This window comes from Marinococcus sp. LNHM3E3-2.2 (genome assembly GCF_056034385.1).
Map to the genome: position 1 here is coordinate 342,882 of NZ_JBQLIC010000003.1, position 18,687 is coordinate 361,568.

General features: G+C 50.8%; 15 protein-coding genes and 1 pseudogene. 14 read left to right on the forward strand and 2 right to left on the reverse strand.

Annotated features, from left to right (window positions below; genetic code table 11):
- Positions 1–14 precede the first annotated feature (14 nt).
- From ACTRXF_RS06680 to ACTRXF_RS06690, 3 genes are all read left to right on the forward strand, one after another.
- Positions 15–863: a GNAT family N-acetyltransferase gene (locus ACTRXF_RS06680; RefSeq protein ID WP_474278334.1), complete on the forward strand. Its 849-nt coding sequence runs from the start codon at positions 15–17 to the stop codon at positions 861–863.
- Positions 864–1,018: 155 nt separating this feature from the next.
- Positions 1,019–1,297 (forward strand): hypothetical protein, encoded by a 279-nt coding sequence (locus ACTRXF_RS06685; RefSeq protein WP_474278336.1) that lies wholly within the window; start codon positions 1,019–1,021, stop codon positions 1,295–1,297.
- 47 nt (positions 1,298–1,344) lie between these two features.
- A complete protein-coding gene (locus ACTRXF_RS06690) occupies positions 1,345–2,004 on the forward strand; it encodes an SOS response-associated peptidase (RefSeq protein ID WP_474278338.1) in 660 nt (219 codons plus the stop codon).
- Positions 2,005–2,435: 431 nt separating this feature from the next.
- On the opposite strand, the gene ACTRXF_RS06695 is transcribed toward ACTRXF_RS06690, so the two are convergent.
- Positions 2,436–3,290, reverse strand: a complete 855-nt coding sequence (locus ACTRXF_RS06695; protein WP_474263103.1) for a MurR/RpiR family transcriptional regulator — start codon at positions 3,288–3,290, stop codon at positions 2,436–2,438.
- 186 nt (positions 3,291–3,476) lie between these two features.
- Between ACTRXF_RS06695 and ACTRXF_RS06700 the strand changes: the two genes are divergently transcribed.
- From ACTRXF_RS06700 to ACTRXF_RS06730, 7 genes and pseudogenes are all read left to right on the forward strand, one after another.
- The gene (locus ACTRXF_RS06700) at positions 3,477–5,054 is read left to right on the forward strand and encodes a gluconokinase (RefSeq protein WP_474278340.1); all 1,578 of its coding nucleotides are present in this window, start codon (positions 3,477–3,479) and stop codon (positions 5,052–5,054) included.
- Positions 5,051–6,403: a GntP family permease gene (locus ACTRXF_RS06705; RefSeq protein WP_474263099.1), complete on the forward strand. Its 1,353-nt coding sequence runs from the start codon at positions 5,051–5,053 to the stop codon at positions 6,401–6,403. The genes ACTRXF_RS06700 and ACTRXF_RS06705 overlap by 4 nt, the downstream gene beginning before the upstream one ends.
- Positions 6,404–6,425: 22 nt before the next feature.
- Positions 6,426–7,325, forward strand: coding sequence for a phosphogluconate dehydrogenase (NAD(+)-dependent, decarboxylating) (gene gnd / locus ACTRXF_RS06710; RefSeq protein ID WP_474278342.1), 900 nt, complete (start codon positions 6,426–6,428; stop codon positions 7,323–7,325).
- 136 nt (positions 7,326–7,461) lie between these two features.
- Complete coding sequence (fliD, locus tag ACTRXF_RS06715; RefSeq protein ID WP_474278344.1) at positions 7,462–9,471, forward strand: flagellar filament capping protein FliD; 2,010 nt, start codon at positions 7,462–7,464, stop codon at positions 9,469–9,471.
- Between the two features lie 173 nt (positions 9,472–9,644).
- Positions 9,645–10,019, forward strand: a pseudogene (fliS, locus tag ACTRXF_RS06720) (flagellar export chaperone FliS); the annotation flags it as partial.
- Positions 10,019–10,375 carry a flagellar protein FliT gene (gene fliT / locus ACTRXF_RS06725; protein ID WP_474278346.1) on the forward strand — a complete coding sequence of 119 codons (357 nt, stop codon included), beginning with the start codon at positions 10,019–10,021 and terminating at the stop codon, positions 10,373–10,375. The pseudogene fliS and the gene fliT, both read left to right, overlap by 1 nt.
- 96 nt (positions 10,376–10,471) lie before the next feature.
- Positions 10,472–10,855 (forward strand): DUF8042 domain-containing protein, encoded by a 384-nt coding sequence (locus ACTRXF_RS06730; protein ID WP_474263091.1) that lies wholly within the window; start codon positions 10,472–10,474, stop codon positions 10,853–10,855.
- A 32-nt stretch (positions 10,856–10,887) separates the two neighbouring features.
- Here the strand turns inward: ACTRXF_RS06730 and ACTRXF_RS06735 are convergent, their stop codons facing one another.
- A complete protein-coding gene (locus tag ACTRXF_RS06735) occupies positions 10,888–11,910 on the reverse strand; it encodes a DUF6612 family protein (RefSeq protein WP_474278348.1) in 1,023 nt (340 codons plus the stop codon).
- Between the two features lie 525 nt (positions 11,911–12,435).
- On the opposite strand from ACTRXF_RS06735, the gene ACTRXF_RS06740 reads away from it, so the two are divergent.
- The 4 genes from ACTRXF_RS06740 to prfB all read left to right on the forward strand — a co-directional run bounded on the left by ACTRXF_RS06740 (position 12,436) and on the right by prfB (position 18,626).
- The gene (locus ACTRXF_RS06740; RefSeq protein ID WP_474278350.1) at positions 12,436–13,863 is read left to right on the forward strand and encodes an NAD-dependent succinate-semialdehyde dehydrogenase; all 1,428 of its coding nucleotides are present in this window, start codon (positions 12,436–12,438) and stop codon (positions 13,861–13,863) included.
- Positions 13,864–14,088: 225 nt separating this feature from the next.
- On the forward strand, positions 14,089–14,685 hold the full coding sequence (hpf, locus tag ACTRXF_RS06745; RefSeq protein WP_474263085.1) for a ribosome hibernation-promoting factor, HPF/YfiA family: 597 nt from the start codon (positions 14,089–14,091) through the stop codon (positions 14,683–14,685).
- Positions 14,686–14,938: 253 nt separating this feature from the next.
- Positions 14,939–17,431 carry a preprotein translocase subunit SecA gene (secA, locus tag ACTRXF_RS06750; RefSeq protein ID WP_474278352.1) on the forward strand — a complete coding sequence of 831 codons (2,493 nt, stop codon included), beginning with the start codon at positions 14,939–14,941 and terminating at the stop codon, positions 17,429–17,431.
- Positions 17,432–17,521: 90 nt separating this feature from the next.
- A protein-coding gene (prfB, locus tag ACTRXF_RS06755) for a peptide chain release factor 2 (protein ID WP_462866311.1) occupies positions 17,522–18,626 on the forward strand; the annotation gives its coding sequence in 2 pieces (ribosomal slippage) (positions 17,522–17,593 and positions 17,595–18,626; 1,104 coding nt in all).
- Positions 18,627–18,687: the final 61 nt, after the last annotated feature.

Below are 18,687 nucleotides of genomic sequence, written 5' to 3' on the forward strand. Positions count from 1 at the left end.
AGGAGCAATGTCAGATGAAGCTTACGATACACCGGTTAACGGAAAACGATATTCCGGCACTTGCAGAACTACCCCGGGAAGTGGGCTGGGACTACGATGAAGCGGAAATGAAGGCGGTGCTCGCTTCGGGAGCGGTATACGGTCATAAAACTCCGGAAGGCACCGTGGTCTCCAGCTCGGCTGTAATTCCATACGGGGAAACGGCGGCTCTCGGTCTTGTTATTGTCCGGGAGGCTTACCGGCGACAGGGGCTGGCCCGGGAAGCAGTGAAGGCGTGTTTGGATTTGGTGCCGGAGAAAGCCAGTGTGATGCTGTTTGCCACTAAAGAAGGGAAACCGTTGTACCGAGAGTTTGGGTTTGAAGAAGCAGGCCTGGTGTACAAATATACCGCCCCGGGCCAAACGTTGAATACAAACAGCACTATTCTGCCGAAAAATATAAGAATGCACGAATCCTCCGATTGGGGAAGCATACAGGAGCTGGACCGTGAAGCGTTTGGGGAAGACCGGGAAGCTTTTTTACGCCACCGGTTTGTTCAGGCATATCGTTCTCTTGTATTAATAAACGGAAACAATCAGCCGGTAGGCTTTGGTCTGTCGATCTGGCATGAAGGGCAGCTGCTGATTGGCCCGGTCACAGCTCCGGATGAAAGAGGAGCAGCTGCATTAGTTGAACAGCTGATTGAAGCGCATCCGGTGAAGGTCCGGATTGATCTTACCGCAGAAAGCAGCATTATAACGAAAATGCTTGGGAAGTACGGCTTTGAAAAACAGAGCGAACCGCATATGATGGTGCGGCATCCCGGAAAGTTAGGCTCCAGGAACGGGACCTTGTACGCTATTGCTTCACAGATCTTCGGGTAAAGAACAGGCCTTCGTTAAAATTAAATTTTCATGAAGCTTACTGCCTGAAACAGGATATCTGGTGGCAGATTGTGTTACTTTATTAGGAGAGAAGTGCGGGGGCATGAAGATTTGCCTGGATTTTATTAATGGTGGGGAACCGTGGGAGAGATATCATGATCAGTGGACCATTCACAACATCTATACTTCCAGGAGTTATAGCTGTCCTTTTTACGCTGCTGTTTGTGCTGAAGGGATGGGCGCTCTGGGTAAAGCTGCTGCCGGGAATTGCACTTATGGCCGCAGCTATTTCGCTTTTTTATTACGGCTATATGCATATCCGGGGGTTTGAGGGGGCATCGTACGGTATTCTGGGAGGATTTTTAAGCCTCTATGCCGTCGTATGCTTTGTAATAGCCGGTTGGGATTTGCGTAATAGTAATTTTTTTAAGTAGAAAGCTCGTTTTTTGGGTACATAAGCTGTAAAAGGAGGTATCCCGTGATGTGTGGAAGATACACGCTCGTTCATTCTAAAGAGGCGTTGGAACGAGCCTTCGGCGCAGCATTTCCGGAAGGGGAGGAAAGCTACAACGTAGCGCCGTCACAGAAAGTGCTGGCGGTGGCCTCCTCTACTGAACAGACGAAAGCCGGCTGGCTGCAGTGGGGGCTGATTCCATCCTGGGCAGATGATAAGAAAATCGGCCATAAAATGATCAACGCCCGGGCGGAAAGCGTTGATACCAAGCCAGCGTTCCGCCGCCTGCTTGAACGCCGGCGCTGCCTGGTTATTGCCGATGGGTTCTATGAATGGGACCGGGAAGGCGGGACAAAGCAGCCGTACCGGATAACGGTCGACAACGAAGCGTTGTTTGCGTTCGCCGGCCTGTGGGACAGGTGGGAAGGCGAAGATGAAACGATCACGTCCTGCACGATCATTACGACCGAAGCCAACGACTTAATGAAGAGTATTCACCACCGGATGCCGGTGATTCTGGATGAAGCCGCACGAAAAACCTGGCTTGATCCGCATGAAACCGATAAACAAGTGTTAAAATCACTGCTTCAGCCATTCGACGCTTCCCGGATGACGATGTATCCCGTAAGCACCGAAGTAAACAGTCCAAAACATAATCATGCTGCATTAATCGAACGCTCGGGGTAAAACAAAGAGCCCGGCTTTTCCTGTAACAAAGGAGAAGCCGGGCTCTTTTTGGTTGAAGTCTGCATCCGTTAGTGTCGACTTTCATCGAACTTTCTTACAGCAAGGGCGGCTCCGATTTTCTCGCTGTCCAGCTTCGCCACCCAGCTGTCCAGTCCATTGGCTGCATCCTGACTTCACCGTCTTTCGACGCTTCCAGCCAGGATTACGCCAGCCGTCTGGGGCCTGCGTAGCAGGTCAGTTCGATGTTGTCACGAAAGTGACGTCTTTCATCGAACTTCCTTCCAACAAGGGTGGCTCCGCTTTTCCTGCTGTCCAGCTCTGAGCGTTACCGCCCGGGTCCATTCGCATTTTCAGTTCGTTTGCGACTTCGTCTCAAGCCGACTGAAAACGGCGAGCCGTCCCGGGTGGTGACCGAACGCTCTCCGCTTTTCCTACACCTTTTTTCTTGCGACGGCTTTACGCATTTTAGCCACAGCTTCCTGTGCCTGGTCTTTCTTCTTGATGCAGTAATTTACATACAGGCCGTCGAGGAGCGAGAGCTCGGCAAGCCTGGAGGCGAGCGCTTCGGAGCGGTATTCGGTTTCGCGGGAAATAGTCTGCAGCGTCAGGTCGGCCTTCTGGCTGATCGGCGTTTTGGCATAGCTTGTAATCGCGATAATGCGTGCGCCCTGTTCTTTTGCCACATCCATCGCTTCGAGGACGTCTTCATTGGCCCCCGAGTGCGAAATTACAATCGCTACGTCGTCTGGCTTCAGCTGGGAGGCGGCCATGACCTGCCAGTGGGCATCAGTATATGCGTGGCTAGGAAGTCCCGTGCGCATAAACTTGTGCTGGCCGTCCTGCGCAGTGACGCCGGAGCCGCCGCTTCCATAAAAATGGAGCTCTGATGCTTCAAGCAGGTACTCGACCGCCTGGCGGACAGTGTTTTCATCAAGCACCTCCTGGGTGTAGGTGAGCGCATTTTTATTGCTTTGAAAAACCTTGGACATAATCTCTGCTTCGGTGTCGCTTTCCTGGATCGTTTCATGAATGTCTTCGATCGGTTCGATAATGTCAGAAGCGAGCGCGATTTTCATCGCCTGGTAGCCTTTAAAGCCGAGCCGCTTGCAGAAACGGAACACGGTGGCGTCTGCCAGGGAAAGCTGGTCGGCTACCTGATTGATGGTCGAATGGACGATGGTTTCGGGATTTTGCAGCATATAGTCGGCGATTTGCTTTTCTTTATCACTAAAACTGTTGTACAGCGATTGGATCCGCTGGCGGACGTGAGTCGTTTCGGTAGCCATGAGTATCCCTCCGGAGAAAAAAGTCTTACCTTTATCATAAAGGAATAAATTTCACTTAGCTATTAAAATGCACGAAAAAAATTTTCTTAAAACGCTTGCATAGAATTTTATTTCACGTATAATAACGAATTGAGAAAAATATTTTCATCAATTGAAAGCGTTAGCGAAAGCGAGGGAGTAAATGTTATGGCTGAGTCACTTACAGCCGGCGTGGACATAGGCACAACGAGCACAAAAACGCTGGCGTACGATACAGACGGAAAGATCTGGGCGGAACGGGAGCTTGAATATCCAATTTATTCTCCGGACCCGGCCTGGAAGGAGCAGGACCCCTACGAAATTCTTCGCGCCGTCGAACAGACGCTGAAAAACGTCGTCGAAGACGTCGCTAAAGAAGGAAAACATATTGGAACGATTGGCTTCAGTGCAGCGATGCACAGCATACTCGCTGTAGATGAAAACGGTGAGCCGCTCACACAGGCACTCACCTGGGCGGATCAGCGGTCGGTGCACGAAACTGAAACAGTAAAAGCCGAAAACGGGCAGGACATTTTTGAACGGACCGGCACACCGATCCATCCAATGGCACCGCTGACAAAAGTTATGTGGTTCCAGAAGCACCGGGAAGAAATTGCCGCAAAGGCAGCGAAATGGATTTCGGTGAAGGAATTTCTTTTTCATAAATGGTTCGGGGAATACATCGTTGATTACTCCATCGCTTCCGCTTCAGGCCTTTTCAATATTCATAAAAAAGAGTGGGACGACAGAGCGCTGGCTCTTGCCGGTATTACGGAAAATCATTTGTCCCGGCCGGTGAGTACGACGTACAAGCGCAGTGACTTAAACAAAGATGTTTGTAAGCGGCTGCATTTACAGGAAACGACAACAGTCGTCATTGGGGCAAGCGACGGAGTGCTTGCAAACGTCGGCTCCGGGGCGCTTGAGGAAGGCGTGGTTGCCTGCTCGATCGGTACAAGCGGAGCGATACGCACGGTCATCGACCGGCCGTACACGGATCCGAAGGGACGAATATTCTGCTACGCACTGACCGATGACCTGTGGGTGATCGGCGGTCCGATCAACAACGGCGGTATAGCGCTTCGCTGGATGCGGGACAAAATCATGCCGGATCTAAAGGAAGAATGCCGCAAAAATGGTACAGATCCTTACGACGTGCTGACGGAAATGGCAGAAAGCGTGATGCCTGGTTCCGACGGTCTGCTGTTTCTTCCGTACATGACTGGTGAACGCGCCCCGTTCTGGAACAGCGATACGAAGGGCGTATTTTTCGGCCTGACGCTGCACCACGGGCGCGAACAGATGGTCCGGAGCGTTATGGAAGGCGTCATGATGCAGATGTACGCTGTAGTAGTGGCGTTGATTGAGGCCGGTATCAACATTAAAGAATTCCGTGCCAACGGCGGCTTTGCCCGTTCGGAGCTTTGGAAGCAGATGATGGCCGACATATTCGAAAGCGACATTGTCGTTCCGGACAGCCACCAGAGTGCCTGCTTCGGCGCCGCGTGGCTCGCCATGACAGCTACCGGGCAAAAGGACAGCCTGGATACGATTCACGAGCTGATCCCGATCGAAACACGGCAGTCCCCAATTATGGATAATGTGACAGCATACCGGGACTTGAAGCCGATTTTCCTCCGGCTTGCACGCAATCTTCAATCTGAATTTTCCGCGATTGCCGACGTGCAGCGTGCACACGCAGAAGGCAAACGCACACTATCAACTGAAAAAGGAGAAATACTATGACGACTTCAGCACCGTGGCTCATTATTGTAGCCGTATTAGCAATTGTTGCACTGTTATTTTTAGTTATGAAGACGAAGCTGCAGGCCTTTATCGCCCTGCTTCTCGTCAGCTTCCTCGTCGGTATTGCCGTCGGCATGCCGCCAAGTGAAATTATAACGACCATCGAAGAAGGGATGGGCGGCACCCTCGGATTTATTGCCGTCGTGATCGGCCTTGGGGCCATGTTTGGGGAAATGCTCCGGGTGTCCGGGGGCGCAGAACGTCTGGCACTGACACTTGTTGATAAATTTGGAGAAAAGAACGTCAGCTGGGCACTTGCACTTACAGGCTTTATCGTTTCGATTCCCGTCTTTTTAGACGTTGCACTTGTTATTTTAATTCCAATTGTGTACAGTCTTGTCCGTAAAACGAAAAAATCACTCGTATACTACGGTATTCCGCTTGTAGCTGGTCTTGCCGTGACGCACAGCTTTATTCCGCCAACGCCGGGACCGATTTCGGTTGCTTCGATCATCGGCGCGGATCTCGGCTGGGTCATTCTGTTTGGTACAATTGCCGGCCTTCCGGCAGTAGCCATTGCTGGTCCATTGTTCGGTAAATACATGGCGAAAAAAATCGACATCGGTGTTCCGGAATACATGATGGAGCAGATGAGAAACGTCGAGTACGACCGCGAGCTGCCAAGCTTCCGCAGCGTTCTCGCTATCATCCTTCTCCCGCTTGTGCTGATTCTGCTTAACACAGGATCCGGGGTTTTCCTCGCAGAAGACAGTACAGCATATGAAATACTTTCCTTTATCGGGGATCCATTCTTTGCACTAACTGTTGCAGCACTTTTAACATTTTATGTGTTCGGTATCCGCCGGGGCTACTCGAAGCAGGAAGTACAGCAGATTACGACGAAAGCCCTTGAGCCGGCCGGTATTATCATTCTTGTTACCGGTGCCGGTGGTGTATTCGGTGAAATGCTGATCCAGTCAGGCGTTGGCGATGTACTCGCAAACGCGATGGAAAACGCGAACATGCCAATTCTTGTCTTTGCCTTTATCACAGCTGTTCTTGTCCGTGTAGCCCAGGGCTCTGCGACCGTTGCGATGGTAACAGCTGCCGGCCTTGTAGCGCCGCTGCTTGAGACATATGACGTCAGCGAGGCAATGCTCGGTCTGCTTGTTATTACAATTGCTTCCGGTGCCACAGCCTTCTCCCACGTGAACGACTCCGGGTTCTGGCTGGTCAGCAGGTACTTCGGCCTGAATGAAAAACAAACGCTCCAGACATGGACCGTTATGGAAACAATTATCGGTTTTGTTGGCTTTGGTGTGGCACTGATTTTAAGTATCTTCGTATAAATAGAAAAGAGGAGTGGAGAACATGAAAGCAGGAATTATTGGGTTAGGAAAAATGGGGTATAATATCGGCCTGCAGATGCTTGACAAAAATCACGACGTTGTTGCCTATGACCTGTCCGAAGAATTTCGCGAAAGCTTTAAGGGTGACGGAGGAAGCACAGCCGCCTCCCTGCAGGAGCTGGTGGATCAGCTTCCGAAGCCGCGCATCATCTGGGTGATGGTGCCGGCCGGGGATGCGACCGATCAGGTGCTTACCGAAACGGCATCGTACCTTGATGAAGGTGACATTTTAATCGATGCCGGCAACTCCCATTACAAGCGGACACTGGCTCATTATGAAGCACTTGAAGCAAGGGGCGTCCACTTTTTCGACGTCGGTACAAGCGGCGGCATTTCCGGTGCAAGAAACGGTGCCTGCCTGATGATCGGTGGACGCAAGGACATCTTCCCGGTGCTCGAGCCGCTGATGGAAGACCTGTCGGTGGAAAACGGCTACCACTATACTGGGGAAGGCGGCAGCGCCCACTACTTGAAAATGGTGCATAACGGCATCGAGTACGGCATGATGGCCGCGATGGGCGAAGGATTTGAACTGCTTGAAAAGGGTCCGTTCGACTATGACTACGAGCAGGTCGCCCGCGTCTGGAACAACGGCTCGGTCATCCGCGGCTGGCTGATGGAGCTGATGGAGGAAGCCTTCCGCGGCGATGCGAGACTCGACGAGATCCGCGGCGTGATGCATTCGTCCGGCGAAGGCAAGTGGAGCGTGGAGTCCGCGCTCGAATACGAGGCAACAACTCCGGTCATTGCGCTCTCGCTCATGATGCGCTACCGTTCGCAGGAAACCGATACCTTTAATGGCAAAGTGGTGGCTGCCCTCCGTAAAGGCTTCGGCGGCCATGCCGTAGAAAAAAGTGAATAGCAATGTCCCAGAGGCCCGGATGGTATCCGGGTCTTTTTTCGTATTTTAGAAAAACTGCGGCAAATGCTTCAACTGCCTTAAAGTATTTCCGATAGTAACAGTAACGAAGAAAACGGCAGAAGGGAGCCTATCATTTATGCGAGTATCCGGGTTTGCTTCAGGAATGGATATTGACCAGACAGTAAAGGATTTAATGCGGGCGGAGCGCCAGCCGATCAATAAGCTGAATCAGCAGAAACAGACGCTCGAGTGGCAGACGGAAATGTATCAGGATGTAAACAAGCAGTTTTTTGATTTCCGTAACACGATTTTTGATTCGATTATGAAAAAATCGTCGATGACAGACCGCTCAGCGACGTCCACTAATGACAGCCGCGTGAGTGCCAGGGCGTCAGCGGATGCCGGTAATGCCACCTATTCGATCAGCGAGGTAAAACAGCTGGCGAAATCAGCGTCGCAGAGCAGCTCGGAACGGGCGACCGGGCCTGATTTTTCCGCTACGGAAGCGGTTGGCAGCCAGACATTTGCAGACGGAAAAGCACCGCAGTGGAGCGAAGGTGTGATTCAAAGCAAAACGATTAACGCCGACGGCGGTACTTCCTACAGCGTGGAAGGCAGCAATCTTAAACAAAACACGGACGACATGATCGTGAAGGTAAGCGGAAAACAGTATGAGGTAGTGACCGGCACGGCTCCGCTCGAGCCCGGCCAGGTGCGCGCCAGCTTTAACGGCGACCAGATTGATCTGGAATTTGGTTCGGCGGTAACGAGCGGCAAAAGCATCAGCGTGCAGTATGCAGCGGTAGATGAAACTAAAACCATTGAGGCAGCTGTGCCGACCTCTTCTTTTTCTCTGGGTAAGGGAGCGATTGACACGCTGAATATCACCGCAGGCGGTAAAGAGCTGACAATTGTGACGGATCCGGAACAGGAGCTCGCGGCAGACGAAGCCTACGTGGATACGAAAACAGGAAGAGTGACGCTCGGTGAAGCGGCCACCGGAACGATTGAAGCGACGTTCACCCAGCAGTATTCTACAAATACCATTACGACCTTTGATAAAAACGGAAACGAACAGAAAAACAAATTTACGTTCACGAGCGCGCAGTCGATGAATAACATTATGAGCGCGATCAGCTCGTCCGGAGCAGGAGTGAGTGCATTTTACGATGAGCATTCGGGTAAAGCAGCGCTCACCCGTTCGGAGACCGGTGACTTTAACAAAAATGGCGATGAAATGCTCTTTTCGGGTGACTTTTTCAATAACACTTTGGGTCTGAATAATGTCGAGGGTGAGTCCAACCAGGGCGAACAGAATGCTGTGTTTACGATGAACGGACTTGAAACCGAGCGTGCGAAAAACACGTTTGACGTAAACGGGATGAGCATCACGCTTAAAGAAACGTTCACTGAAGCAGACGGCGCGGTAACGCTTGGATCGGATACAAATACCGATGGTGTCATGGACACGATTAAAGGATTTGTTGAAGAGTATAATAAGATCGTTGAAGACGTGAACGGGAAGCTGAACGAAAAGGTAAACCGGGACTTTAAGCCGCTCAGTGACGAGCAGAAAGAAGAGATGAGCGAAAAAGAAATCGAAATGTGGGAAGAAAAAGCCCGCAGCGGTCTGCTCCGCAGCGACAGCTCCATTTCGAATGTGATGAACAATATGCGTTCGCTTTTGTACGAGCAGGTGGGGGGCACCGATTCAGCATATAATACGCTCTATTCGATCGGCATTACGACAAGTTCGAGCTACACCGACAACGGCAAGCTCGAAATCGATGAAGACAAGCTGCGCCAGGCGATTGAAGATGACAGTGAAGGGGTGTACCAGCTGTTTGCCGCGAGCGGCTCAACAACCGAAACCCAGGGACTTGCCCGCCGGATGAGGGAAACGCTCGACAACGGCGTGTCCGCTCTTGCTGAACGGGCCGGGGGCTACAAAGGCAAGCTGCTTCCGCACCAGTTTACGCTCGGCCGCAATATGGAAAACATCGACGACCGTATCGCCCAATTTGAGGACCGGATGGCATCAGTGGAAAACCGGTATTACCGCCAGTTTACAGCGATGGAGCAGGCGATGAGCCGGGCCAATTCGCAGTCCAACTATTTGATGCAGTTTATGAACAACGGCCAGTAACAACAGCACCTTCTTGAGGAGGAAGAAAACATATGAGTTTTAACCAGGCACAGGCAATGTACCAGCAGGCAATGAAGCAGACGACTGCACAGGATAAAGAAACGCCGCAGAAAACATTCAGGCCAAAACAGGCAGCACCTGCTCCGAAGCCGGCACCGGTCAAAACGAATCCCTACCAGCAGCAGGCAATGCAGACCGCCTCACCGGGAGAGCTCACGCTTCTTTTATACAACGGCTGCCTGAAATTTCTCCAAAAAGCGGAGAAGGCGATGAATGAGGGAAAGGTTGAAGAAAAAAACAAGCTGATGATTCGGGCCCAAAACATTATCGGAGAGCTGATGATTACGCTGAAAACGGACAGCGATCTTGGCAGCAGCATGATGCAGATGTATGACTACATGTACCGCCGCCTGATTGAAGCGAATGTCAGTAATGACACAGACGCTCTGCGGGAAGTGTACGGACTTGTCGAAGAGTTCCGCGACACATGGAAGCAGGCGATGCAAAAAGACCGGGAGAGCCGTTTCCGTGAAGGCGGCCGGGTGTAATGAGTGTAATCCGTGAACTGTATGTCACCACCCGGGAGCTGTACGACAAAGTGGCGCAGCCCATGCCGGAGAATGAACAGCCAAGGGATGAGTACATTGAGAGCGTGGATCTTTTTCTGCAGGCACGGGACAGACAGCTGAAGGTCCTGCCGCCAGTAGAGGAATGGTCAGAGGCCGAGCGTCAGCTCGGGGAAGAGACGGTCAAAATGAATCTTTATATTGACGACCGGCTAGCCGGCTGGAAACAGGTGATCCGCACGGAGCTGCAGGGAAGCCGTCAAAAACGCCGCCATATGGGAAAATATGAGCAAACCGGCGCCGCGGCTTCAGCCTATTTTTTCGACAGCAAAAACTAATATGTAAAACCTTCAGGCCTCGACCTGAAGGTTATTTTATGTATGCGTGCTTCGATTATGTTATAAACGGCTTAAAGGATAAAAAAGGGGCAGGTAATGATGAGCGAACATCTCCGCAGGGCAGAAGCAACATTTCTGGAGCAGTACAGCGACTGGCTGCAGATGGTGCAGGAAAGTATGGTACAGGTGACAGGCTTTTACCGGGAAGGGTTTGAAGAAAACGGAGACCGGCTGCTTGACAGCACGACCAGGGAGTCCTCGCTGTTTTCCTCGCAGACAGTGACGATGGCGTATCTGTTTGGACAGGAGGAAGAATGGAAGCAGGATCTTGAAGCTTTCGAGCAGGCAACGGAAGAAGTGCGGGGCCTGATAGATGCAGAAGCGATGAGCAGCGCCGAAAAGATGCGATACGTTGCTTCGGTATATATGCCGGTGCTTGAACGCTGGAAGCTGCGGGTGACAGCACTCGCGCGTAAATAAACAGGCAGGGAGCCGGCTCCCTGCCTGTTTATTTATTCGTCGCTGCCCTGTTCGGAAAGAGGCGGCAGCCCCAGCCTCTGTTCAAGCGTCGGCAGAGAGCCGTGATCAATAATCCAATTCGCCGGCTGGCGGTCCGGATACATGAGCTCGGAAATACTCTGGCCTTCAATCTGGCTGAACCGTTCACCTTCCTCCCACTCCTGCAGATTTTCAAAGTTCAGCTCTTCCGCCGTAGCGATGACGTTGGAAGGAGCACTGATTGTCTGCTCATTGTTTACCTCATCATAGGCAAACGTGAGGGACTGAGTGGAGGAAGCAGTCTGCGGAGTCTGACTGTTATTCATGGCAATTTTAAAATCTGCCTGAATGCTTTTAGTCTGCATCGAGTCCTTATCGATAGTAATAGTGTAGACAGTATCTTCCAGGCTCCCGGCAAACAGCATGTCGTCAATTAAGTTGTCAAAATCTTCATTGGTGAAACCAACCGTGCTCTTTACGAGCTCACGCATTTGATCGGAACGCCCTCGCGCCTCGATCACGTATTCCGACTCCTGTTCGTCCAATTGAAAATCTGTAGCGTAAGCTTCGATCAGCTCCAGCACAGCCGATGGTTCGCCGATGGACTGGCTTGAAGCGCTCAAATCACCGGTGAATTCATCCGGATACTTGATCCATTCTTCCTCTGCAGAATCATACGTAAAAAAGCCTTCGGCCGTCAGGTATCGCTCGATTTCCTTGGGCTCCTGCTCGGTCGTCTGCAGTGTCGAAGACTCATGATAGGCGAACGGATCGGTACCGACTTCCACATGGGAGGTGAGCTCATTGGTAACCGGCTCTTCCTGGGCCGGGCCGATGGTCTGGTTCATGTTTATATTAATAGAATAACGGTCTAATTCCTGCATATATTCAATACTTTCAGAAAGAACCTCATCAGAAGCCGGTTCCTCATCTGAAGCTTGGTTTTCCGTGGGATCTGGTTCATTGTCAATGGATGAACATCCTATCGGAAGGACGAGACTTAAAGAAACGAGAAGTACGCCAAAAGACTTCCTCATGGAACCTCCGACCTCCATCTAAAATTCTTTTTACATATCTTTTAAGAATACCACACTTTTACACAAAAAAGAATAAGACCTCGTTCACGGTTGTCTTCCACCGCTTTCCAGAGAGGGCGGAACAAATATGGACTGTGTAGTGGAAAGTGCCTTCAGCAGCAGGAGACCATAAGAAAGAAACCCGGCGGATGCCGGGCTTCTGGTGCCCGGGACGACCGCTTAGACAAGGGGAGCGGCGCCCGGACGGACAGAACAGTGTGGGAGGTTGCTGCTGTCAGAGGTATAAGGGGAAATATGTAGAAGAGTAAGCAGCCGAAGTGCTGCTGCCTGGTACTATCATATGTTCCGGAGCACCGGAATACAAGGGGAGACGAACTTTTAGGCTTTATTTTGAAATAGGGGCTCCTGCCCGTGTCCTATTCTAAAATAGGGAGCGTCTGATTTATAAATGAGCAGAATAATAATTGAGAATTGCGGGTATAGAACGAACGATGCACATTCCGCATGAAAGGGAGTAATAATGGTATGTTTGGAAAAATATATATTAACGGTGAATGGAAACAGGCAGACGAAGGAACCATTGATGTTGTGAATCCGGCAAACGGAGAAGTAGTGGGAGAGACGGCTAACGCAGGCGAAGCGGAAACAAAGGAAGCAATTAATGCCGCCCACGAGGCGTTTGATTCCTGGTCGAAGACGACGGCGTACGAACGGGCAGACATTCTCCGCAAGGTTCACACCCTCATGATGGAGCGCCAGGATGAACTCGGCGAGCTGCTGACAAAGGAAATGGGTAAACCACTTGCGGAGGCAAAAGGCGAAGTAGCCTATGCAGCCTCCTTTATTGAATGGTACGCAGACGAAGCAAAACGGGTATACGGGGAGACCATTCCATCCGGTTCGGAAAACAAGCGGCTGATGGTGATTCACCAGCCAGTCGGCGTTGTCGGCGCTATTACCCCGTGGAATTTTCCGCAGGCAATGATCACCCGTAAAGTAGGACCGGCTCTTGCTGCAGGCTGCACGATCGTGCTGAAGCCAGCAAAGAATACGCCGCTGTCCGCCGTTCGTTTCGTGGAAATATGTGAAGAAGCGGGCGTACCAAAAGGCGTTATCAATCTGGTTACCGGCCAGAGCTCGTCGGCGATTGGCAATGAACTGATGTCGAACGAAAAAGTCCGTAAGGTTACATTTACCGGCTCCACCGAAGTCGGAAGCAATTTGATGGAGCAGGGCGCCCAGGATATTAAAAAGCTGTCGCTTGAACTCGGCGGCCATGCGCCTGCACTCGTCCTTGACGATGCAGACATCGAAAAAGCGGTCAATGGCGTCGTGGCCTCAAAATTCCGTGCGTCCGGACAGACATGCATCTGCGTCAACCGTGTGTATGCCGATGAAAAGGTATACGAAGAGTTTGTCGAAAAATTTGCGGAGGCATGCAAGGACCTGAAGGTCGGCGACGGTATGGACGAAAACGTGAAGGTCGGCCCGCTGATTGATAAAGACGCATACGACAAAGTTGAACGTCACGTGCAGGATGCTGTCGATAAAGGCGCAAAAGTTGTAACCGGCGGCAACGGTTATGAAAAGGACGGCGGCTATTACTTTGAACCGACCGTGCTCCGTGACGTCAACCATGACATGATTATCATGCACGAAGAAACGTTCGGTCCGGTGGCACCGGTGCAGAAAATCACCAGTGATGAAGAAGGTGTCAAGCTCGCGAACACGACGCCGTTCGGTCTTGCTTCGTACTTCTTTACCGAAAACATGTCCCGGGGCATGAAAATTGCCGAAGGACTCGAATACGGTATTGTCGGCTGGAACGACGGTGGCCCTTCGGCCGCCCAGGCGCCGTTTGGCGGCTGGAAGCAGAGCGGTATCGGACGCGAGGGCGGACGTCAGGGCATTATGCCGTTTCTTGAAACCAAATATATTTCAATGGGATTATAATAGAAATACAGACTGCGCCGGAACGATCCGGCGCAGCTTTTTTATGTGAAATTTTTGGTTGAGCCAGCGCTTACATTTAAAAGGGTTTTATCTGTTTCATAAGTCCTGAGACCCTTTTGTTATGCCACATTCTTTTCACTTTTTAAAAAAATTTTGTTGTTTGAAAAGGATTCTGCAAAAGGAATATAGAAAGTAGACACATAACGATAAGGAGGGGTTCACTTGATGAACTTTAACATTCGCGGGGAAAACTTAGAGGTGACTCCAGCTCTTCGAGGTTACGTAGAAAAGAAAGTGAGCAAGCTTGAACGTTACTTTGATACAACCCCTGTGGCGGACGTCCATGTAAATATGGAAGTTCAAAACAGTGAGAAAATTTTAGAAGTGACCATCCCTATGCCGCAGCTGCTGCTCCGGGCAGAAGAAACGCATACGGATATGTATGCGGCGATCGACCTTGCGACGGACAAGCTCGAACGGCAGATTCGAAAATATAAAACAAAAGTAAATCGCAAGTTCCGCCAAAACGGCAAAACATCGGAAGTATTTAAAACCAATATTGAAGAATTAAATGAGGAAATTGCCAATGGCGGGGTGAAAGAAGCTCCGTTAACGGATGAAGTGACAGAGGAAGATGACGGCCTTGAAATCGTCCGGACCAAACGGTTTAATTTAAAGCCGATGGATACGGAAGAAGCAATCCTTCAGATGGACATGCTCGGCCACAACTTTTTCGTCTTTGCCAACTCTGTCAGCGGTGACACATCAGTCGTATACAAACGCCGCGACGGGCGCTACGGCCTGATTGAACCGGAAGAATAATTATATGAATCAACAAGCCCTGTGCGGGTAATGCGCAGGGCTTGTTTTAGTTTTGCCGGGAGCACGGGTACTCGTTGTAACAATAGCGGAATACTGTTAAAATGTACGATGATGCTTAGAAATACAACGATTCATTTATATATGTAAAACGACAGATAAATTAGGCTTCGAGCCCTTACTATCAATTAAAACAACTATGCGCGTCAATCGTATTTCGGCTAGATGGTACGAAAGAGAGGACGATGATTAAACCATGAGAGGTTTATTGAAGAAAGTCATTGGAGATACAAACCAAAAATATGTAAAAAAACTGGAGAAAAAAGCGGAAAAAATAGAGGCTTTTTATGAAAACATCCAGGCTTTGAGCGATGAAGACCTTGCCCGTAAGACAGAAGAGTTTAAAGAACGCTATCAGCAGGGTGAAAAGCTTGAACAGCTATTGCCGGAAGCCTATGCGGTTGTAGCAGAAGCATCGACACGTGTGCTGGGAATGACTCCCTTCCGCGTACAGCTGATGGGTGCCATTGTATTAAACGACGGCGATATCGCGGAAATGAAAACCGGGGAAGGGAAAACCCTGGTCGCAACCATGCCGGTCTACTTAAACGCCATTACCGGCAAAGGCGTGCACGTTGTTACCGTCAACGACTATCTGGCCAAGCGTGACAGCGAGACTTTAGGAGAGCTTTACCAGTTCCTCGGATTGACCGTCGGCCTGAATTTAAAAGATATGAGTAAAGAAGCGAAGCGGGAAGCATATCTGGCTGACATTACGTATGGGACCAATAATGAGTTTGGCTTTGATTACCTGCGGGACAATATGGTTCTGTACAAGGAACAAATGGTGCAGCGCCCGCTTCATTTTGCCCTCGTCGACGAAGTTGACTCGATTTTGATCGATGAAGCGAGAACTCCGCTGATCATTTCAGGCTCGGTGGAGCAGTCGACCAAGCTTTACGCAGCGGCTAATGTATTTGTGAGCCGCCTGAAGGAAGAGCGGGACTACACGATCGATGAAAAAACCAAAACGGTGCTTTTGACCGATGAAGGCGTTACCCGGGCGGAAAAAGCGTTTCAGATAGAGAATTTATACGATCAGCAGCACGTGCAGCTGTTGCACCATATCAATCAGGGATTAAAAGCCCACGTAACGATGCACCGCGACGAGGACTATGTGGTGCAGGACGGAAAAGTAGTCATCGTGGACCAGTTTACCGGACGTTTGATGGCTGGCCGCCGTTACAGTGAAGGCCTGCATCAGGCCATTGAAGCGAAGGAGGGCATGCGGGTGCAGAAGGAAAGCATGACGCTCGCTTCAATTACGTTCCAGAACTACTTCCGGATGTACCAGAAGCTTGGAGGTATGACCGGTACGGCAAAAACAGAGGAAGAGGAATTCCGCAATATATACGGCACGGATGTCGTTTCGATTCCTACCAACAAACCGGTCGTTCGTGAAGATAAATCCGATTTGATTTTTAAAACCCGGGAAGCGAAATTCCGTGCGGCTGCCGACAGGATTGCTGAGTTGTACGAAACAGGCCAGCCTGTGCTCGTCGGTACAGTTAACGTTGATACGTCCGAGTTGATCTCCCGGTACTTGAAAAAGAAAAACGTTCCTCACAACATCCTGAACGCAAAAAACCACGAAAACGAAGCGAAAATCATTGAAAATGCCGGGCAGCGCGGGGCTGTCACTATTGCAACCAACATGGCCGGCCGTGGTACCGACATCAAGCTCGGAGACGATGTTCCGGATCTTGGCGGACTATTTGTAATCGGTACCGAACGGCATGAAAGCCGCCGTATCGACAATCAGCTTCGCGGCCGTGCCGGACGTCAGGGAGACCCGGGTGCTTCCCAGTTTTACCTATCCATGGAAGATGAGCTGATGCGCCGGTTTGGCTCTGATAATATGAGCAGTATGATGGAGCGCCTCGGAATGAGTGAAGATCAGCCGATCGAAAGCAAGCTGGTCACCCGCGCGGTGGAACAGTCGCAAAAGCGGGTGGAAGGCGCCAACTATGACTCCCGGAAGCAGATCCTGCAGTACGACGATGTGATGCGCGAGCAGCGTGATATTATTTACGCCCAGCGGATGGAAGTGCTCGAGTCGGACAATCTGCGTGACATCGTGCTCCGTATGCTGGATTCTACAGTGAAAAATATTGTTGCAGCCTACACGCCGGTGGAGCAGGTGCCGGAGGACTGGGACCTGGAAGGCATGCTTCATTACCTGAACACAACCGTTCTGAATGAAGGTGATTTGACAGAGCAGGACGTTAAAGGTCTTGAACAGGAAGAAGTTATCGAAAAGGTATGGGAAACAGCAAAAGGGAACTACGAAGCAAAGGAGCAGGAATTTGACGAAGAGTCCATGCGTGAATTCGAAAAAGTGCTGCTCCTCCGGTCGGTGGACCGGAAGTGGATGAACCATATCGATCAGATGGACCAGCTCCGCCAGGGCATTCACCTGCGGGCTTACGGCCAGAATGATCCGCTTCGGGAATACAAATTCGAAGGCTTTAATATGTTTGAAGACATGATTGCCTCCATTGAAGAAGAAGTAGCGACGTACGTAATCAAATCGGAAGTGAACGAAGAGAACCTGCAGCGCCAGGAAGTCGCTAAAGGAAAAGCAGTGCGGCAGGACGAACAGGAAGCAGAAGAAGAGCAGCCGAAAAACAAAAAGAAATCAGCGTCGGCAAACGGTAACCGGAAAATGCCGGTGCCGAACAAGCGGTAATAAGAAACGAAAAACGGCAGGGACAAGCCCCGAAGTGCTTCGCTTCGGGCTTTTTCCGTGCCACCTACATTCAGAAAGGGGATTTCTTACATGGATATGGCAGAAATTCGAAATGAACTTGAAAATATGGCTAAGCGATTAGCGGACTTCAGGGGGTCTCTTTGACTTCGATGCCAAGCGGGAGCGCATAAGCGAACTCGAAGAAAAGATGACCCACCCCGGCTTCTGGGACGACCAGGACGCCTCCAAAAAAGTTATTGATGAAAACAATGCGTTAAAGGATATTACCGAGGGCTATCGCGAGCTCGAAGAACAGCACGAAAATCTCGAGGTGTCCTATGAGCTTGTAAAGGAAGAAGACGACGAAGATTTAAAAGAAGAGCTCGAATCAGGCACAAAGCAGCTGAAAAAAGACATTAACGATTTTGAACTGCAGATGCTCCTCAGCGAGCCGTACGATAAAAACAACGCCATTCTGGAGCTGCATCCCGGCGCCGGCGGTACCGAATCCCAGGACTGGGCGTCCATGCTGCTCCGGATGTACACCCGCTGGGCAGAAAAGAAAAATTATACGGTGGAAACCCTGGATTATCTTCCCGGGGACGAAGCCGGCCTGAAAAGCGTCACTATGATGATTAAGGGATACAATGCCTACGGCTTCCTGAAAGCAGAAAAGGGCGTGCACCGGCTCGTGCGGATCTCCCCGTTTGACTCCTCCGGGCGCCGGCACACCTCCTTTGTCTCCTGCGAAGTCATGCCGGAAATGGAAGACTCCGTAGAAGTGGAAGTGCGGACGGAGGATTTGAGAATCGATACGTACCGTGCGAGCGGTGCCGGCGGTCAGCACGTAAACACGACGGACTCTGCCGTGCGGATCACCCACCTGCCGACAAACATCATCGTCACCTGCCAAAACGAGCGGTCCCAGCTGAAAAACCGGGATCAGGCGATGAAAATGCTGCGTGCGAAGCTGTATCAGCGCCAGATTGAAGAACGTCAGCAGGAAATGGATGAAATCCGCGGAGAACAGAAAGAAATTGGCTGGGGAAGCCAGATCCGTTCTTACGTGTTCCATCCGTACAACATGGTGAAAGATCACCGCACGAATGTTGAGATGGGCAACACGCAGTCAGTGATGGACGGCAATCTTGACCCGTTCATCGATGAGTACCTGCGTGCAAGCATGAAAGTATAACAAAGGGCAAAATCAGCAGCCTGCGTTCGCGCAGGCTCTTTTTACGTCAAACCAAAAGGAG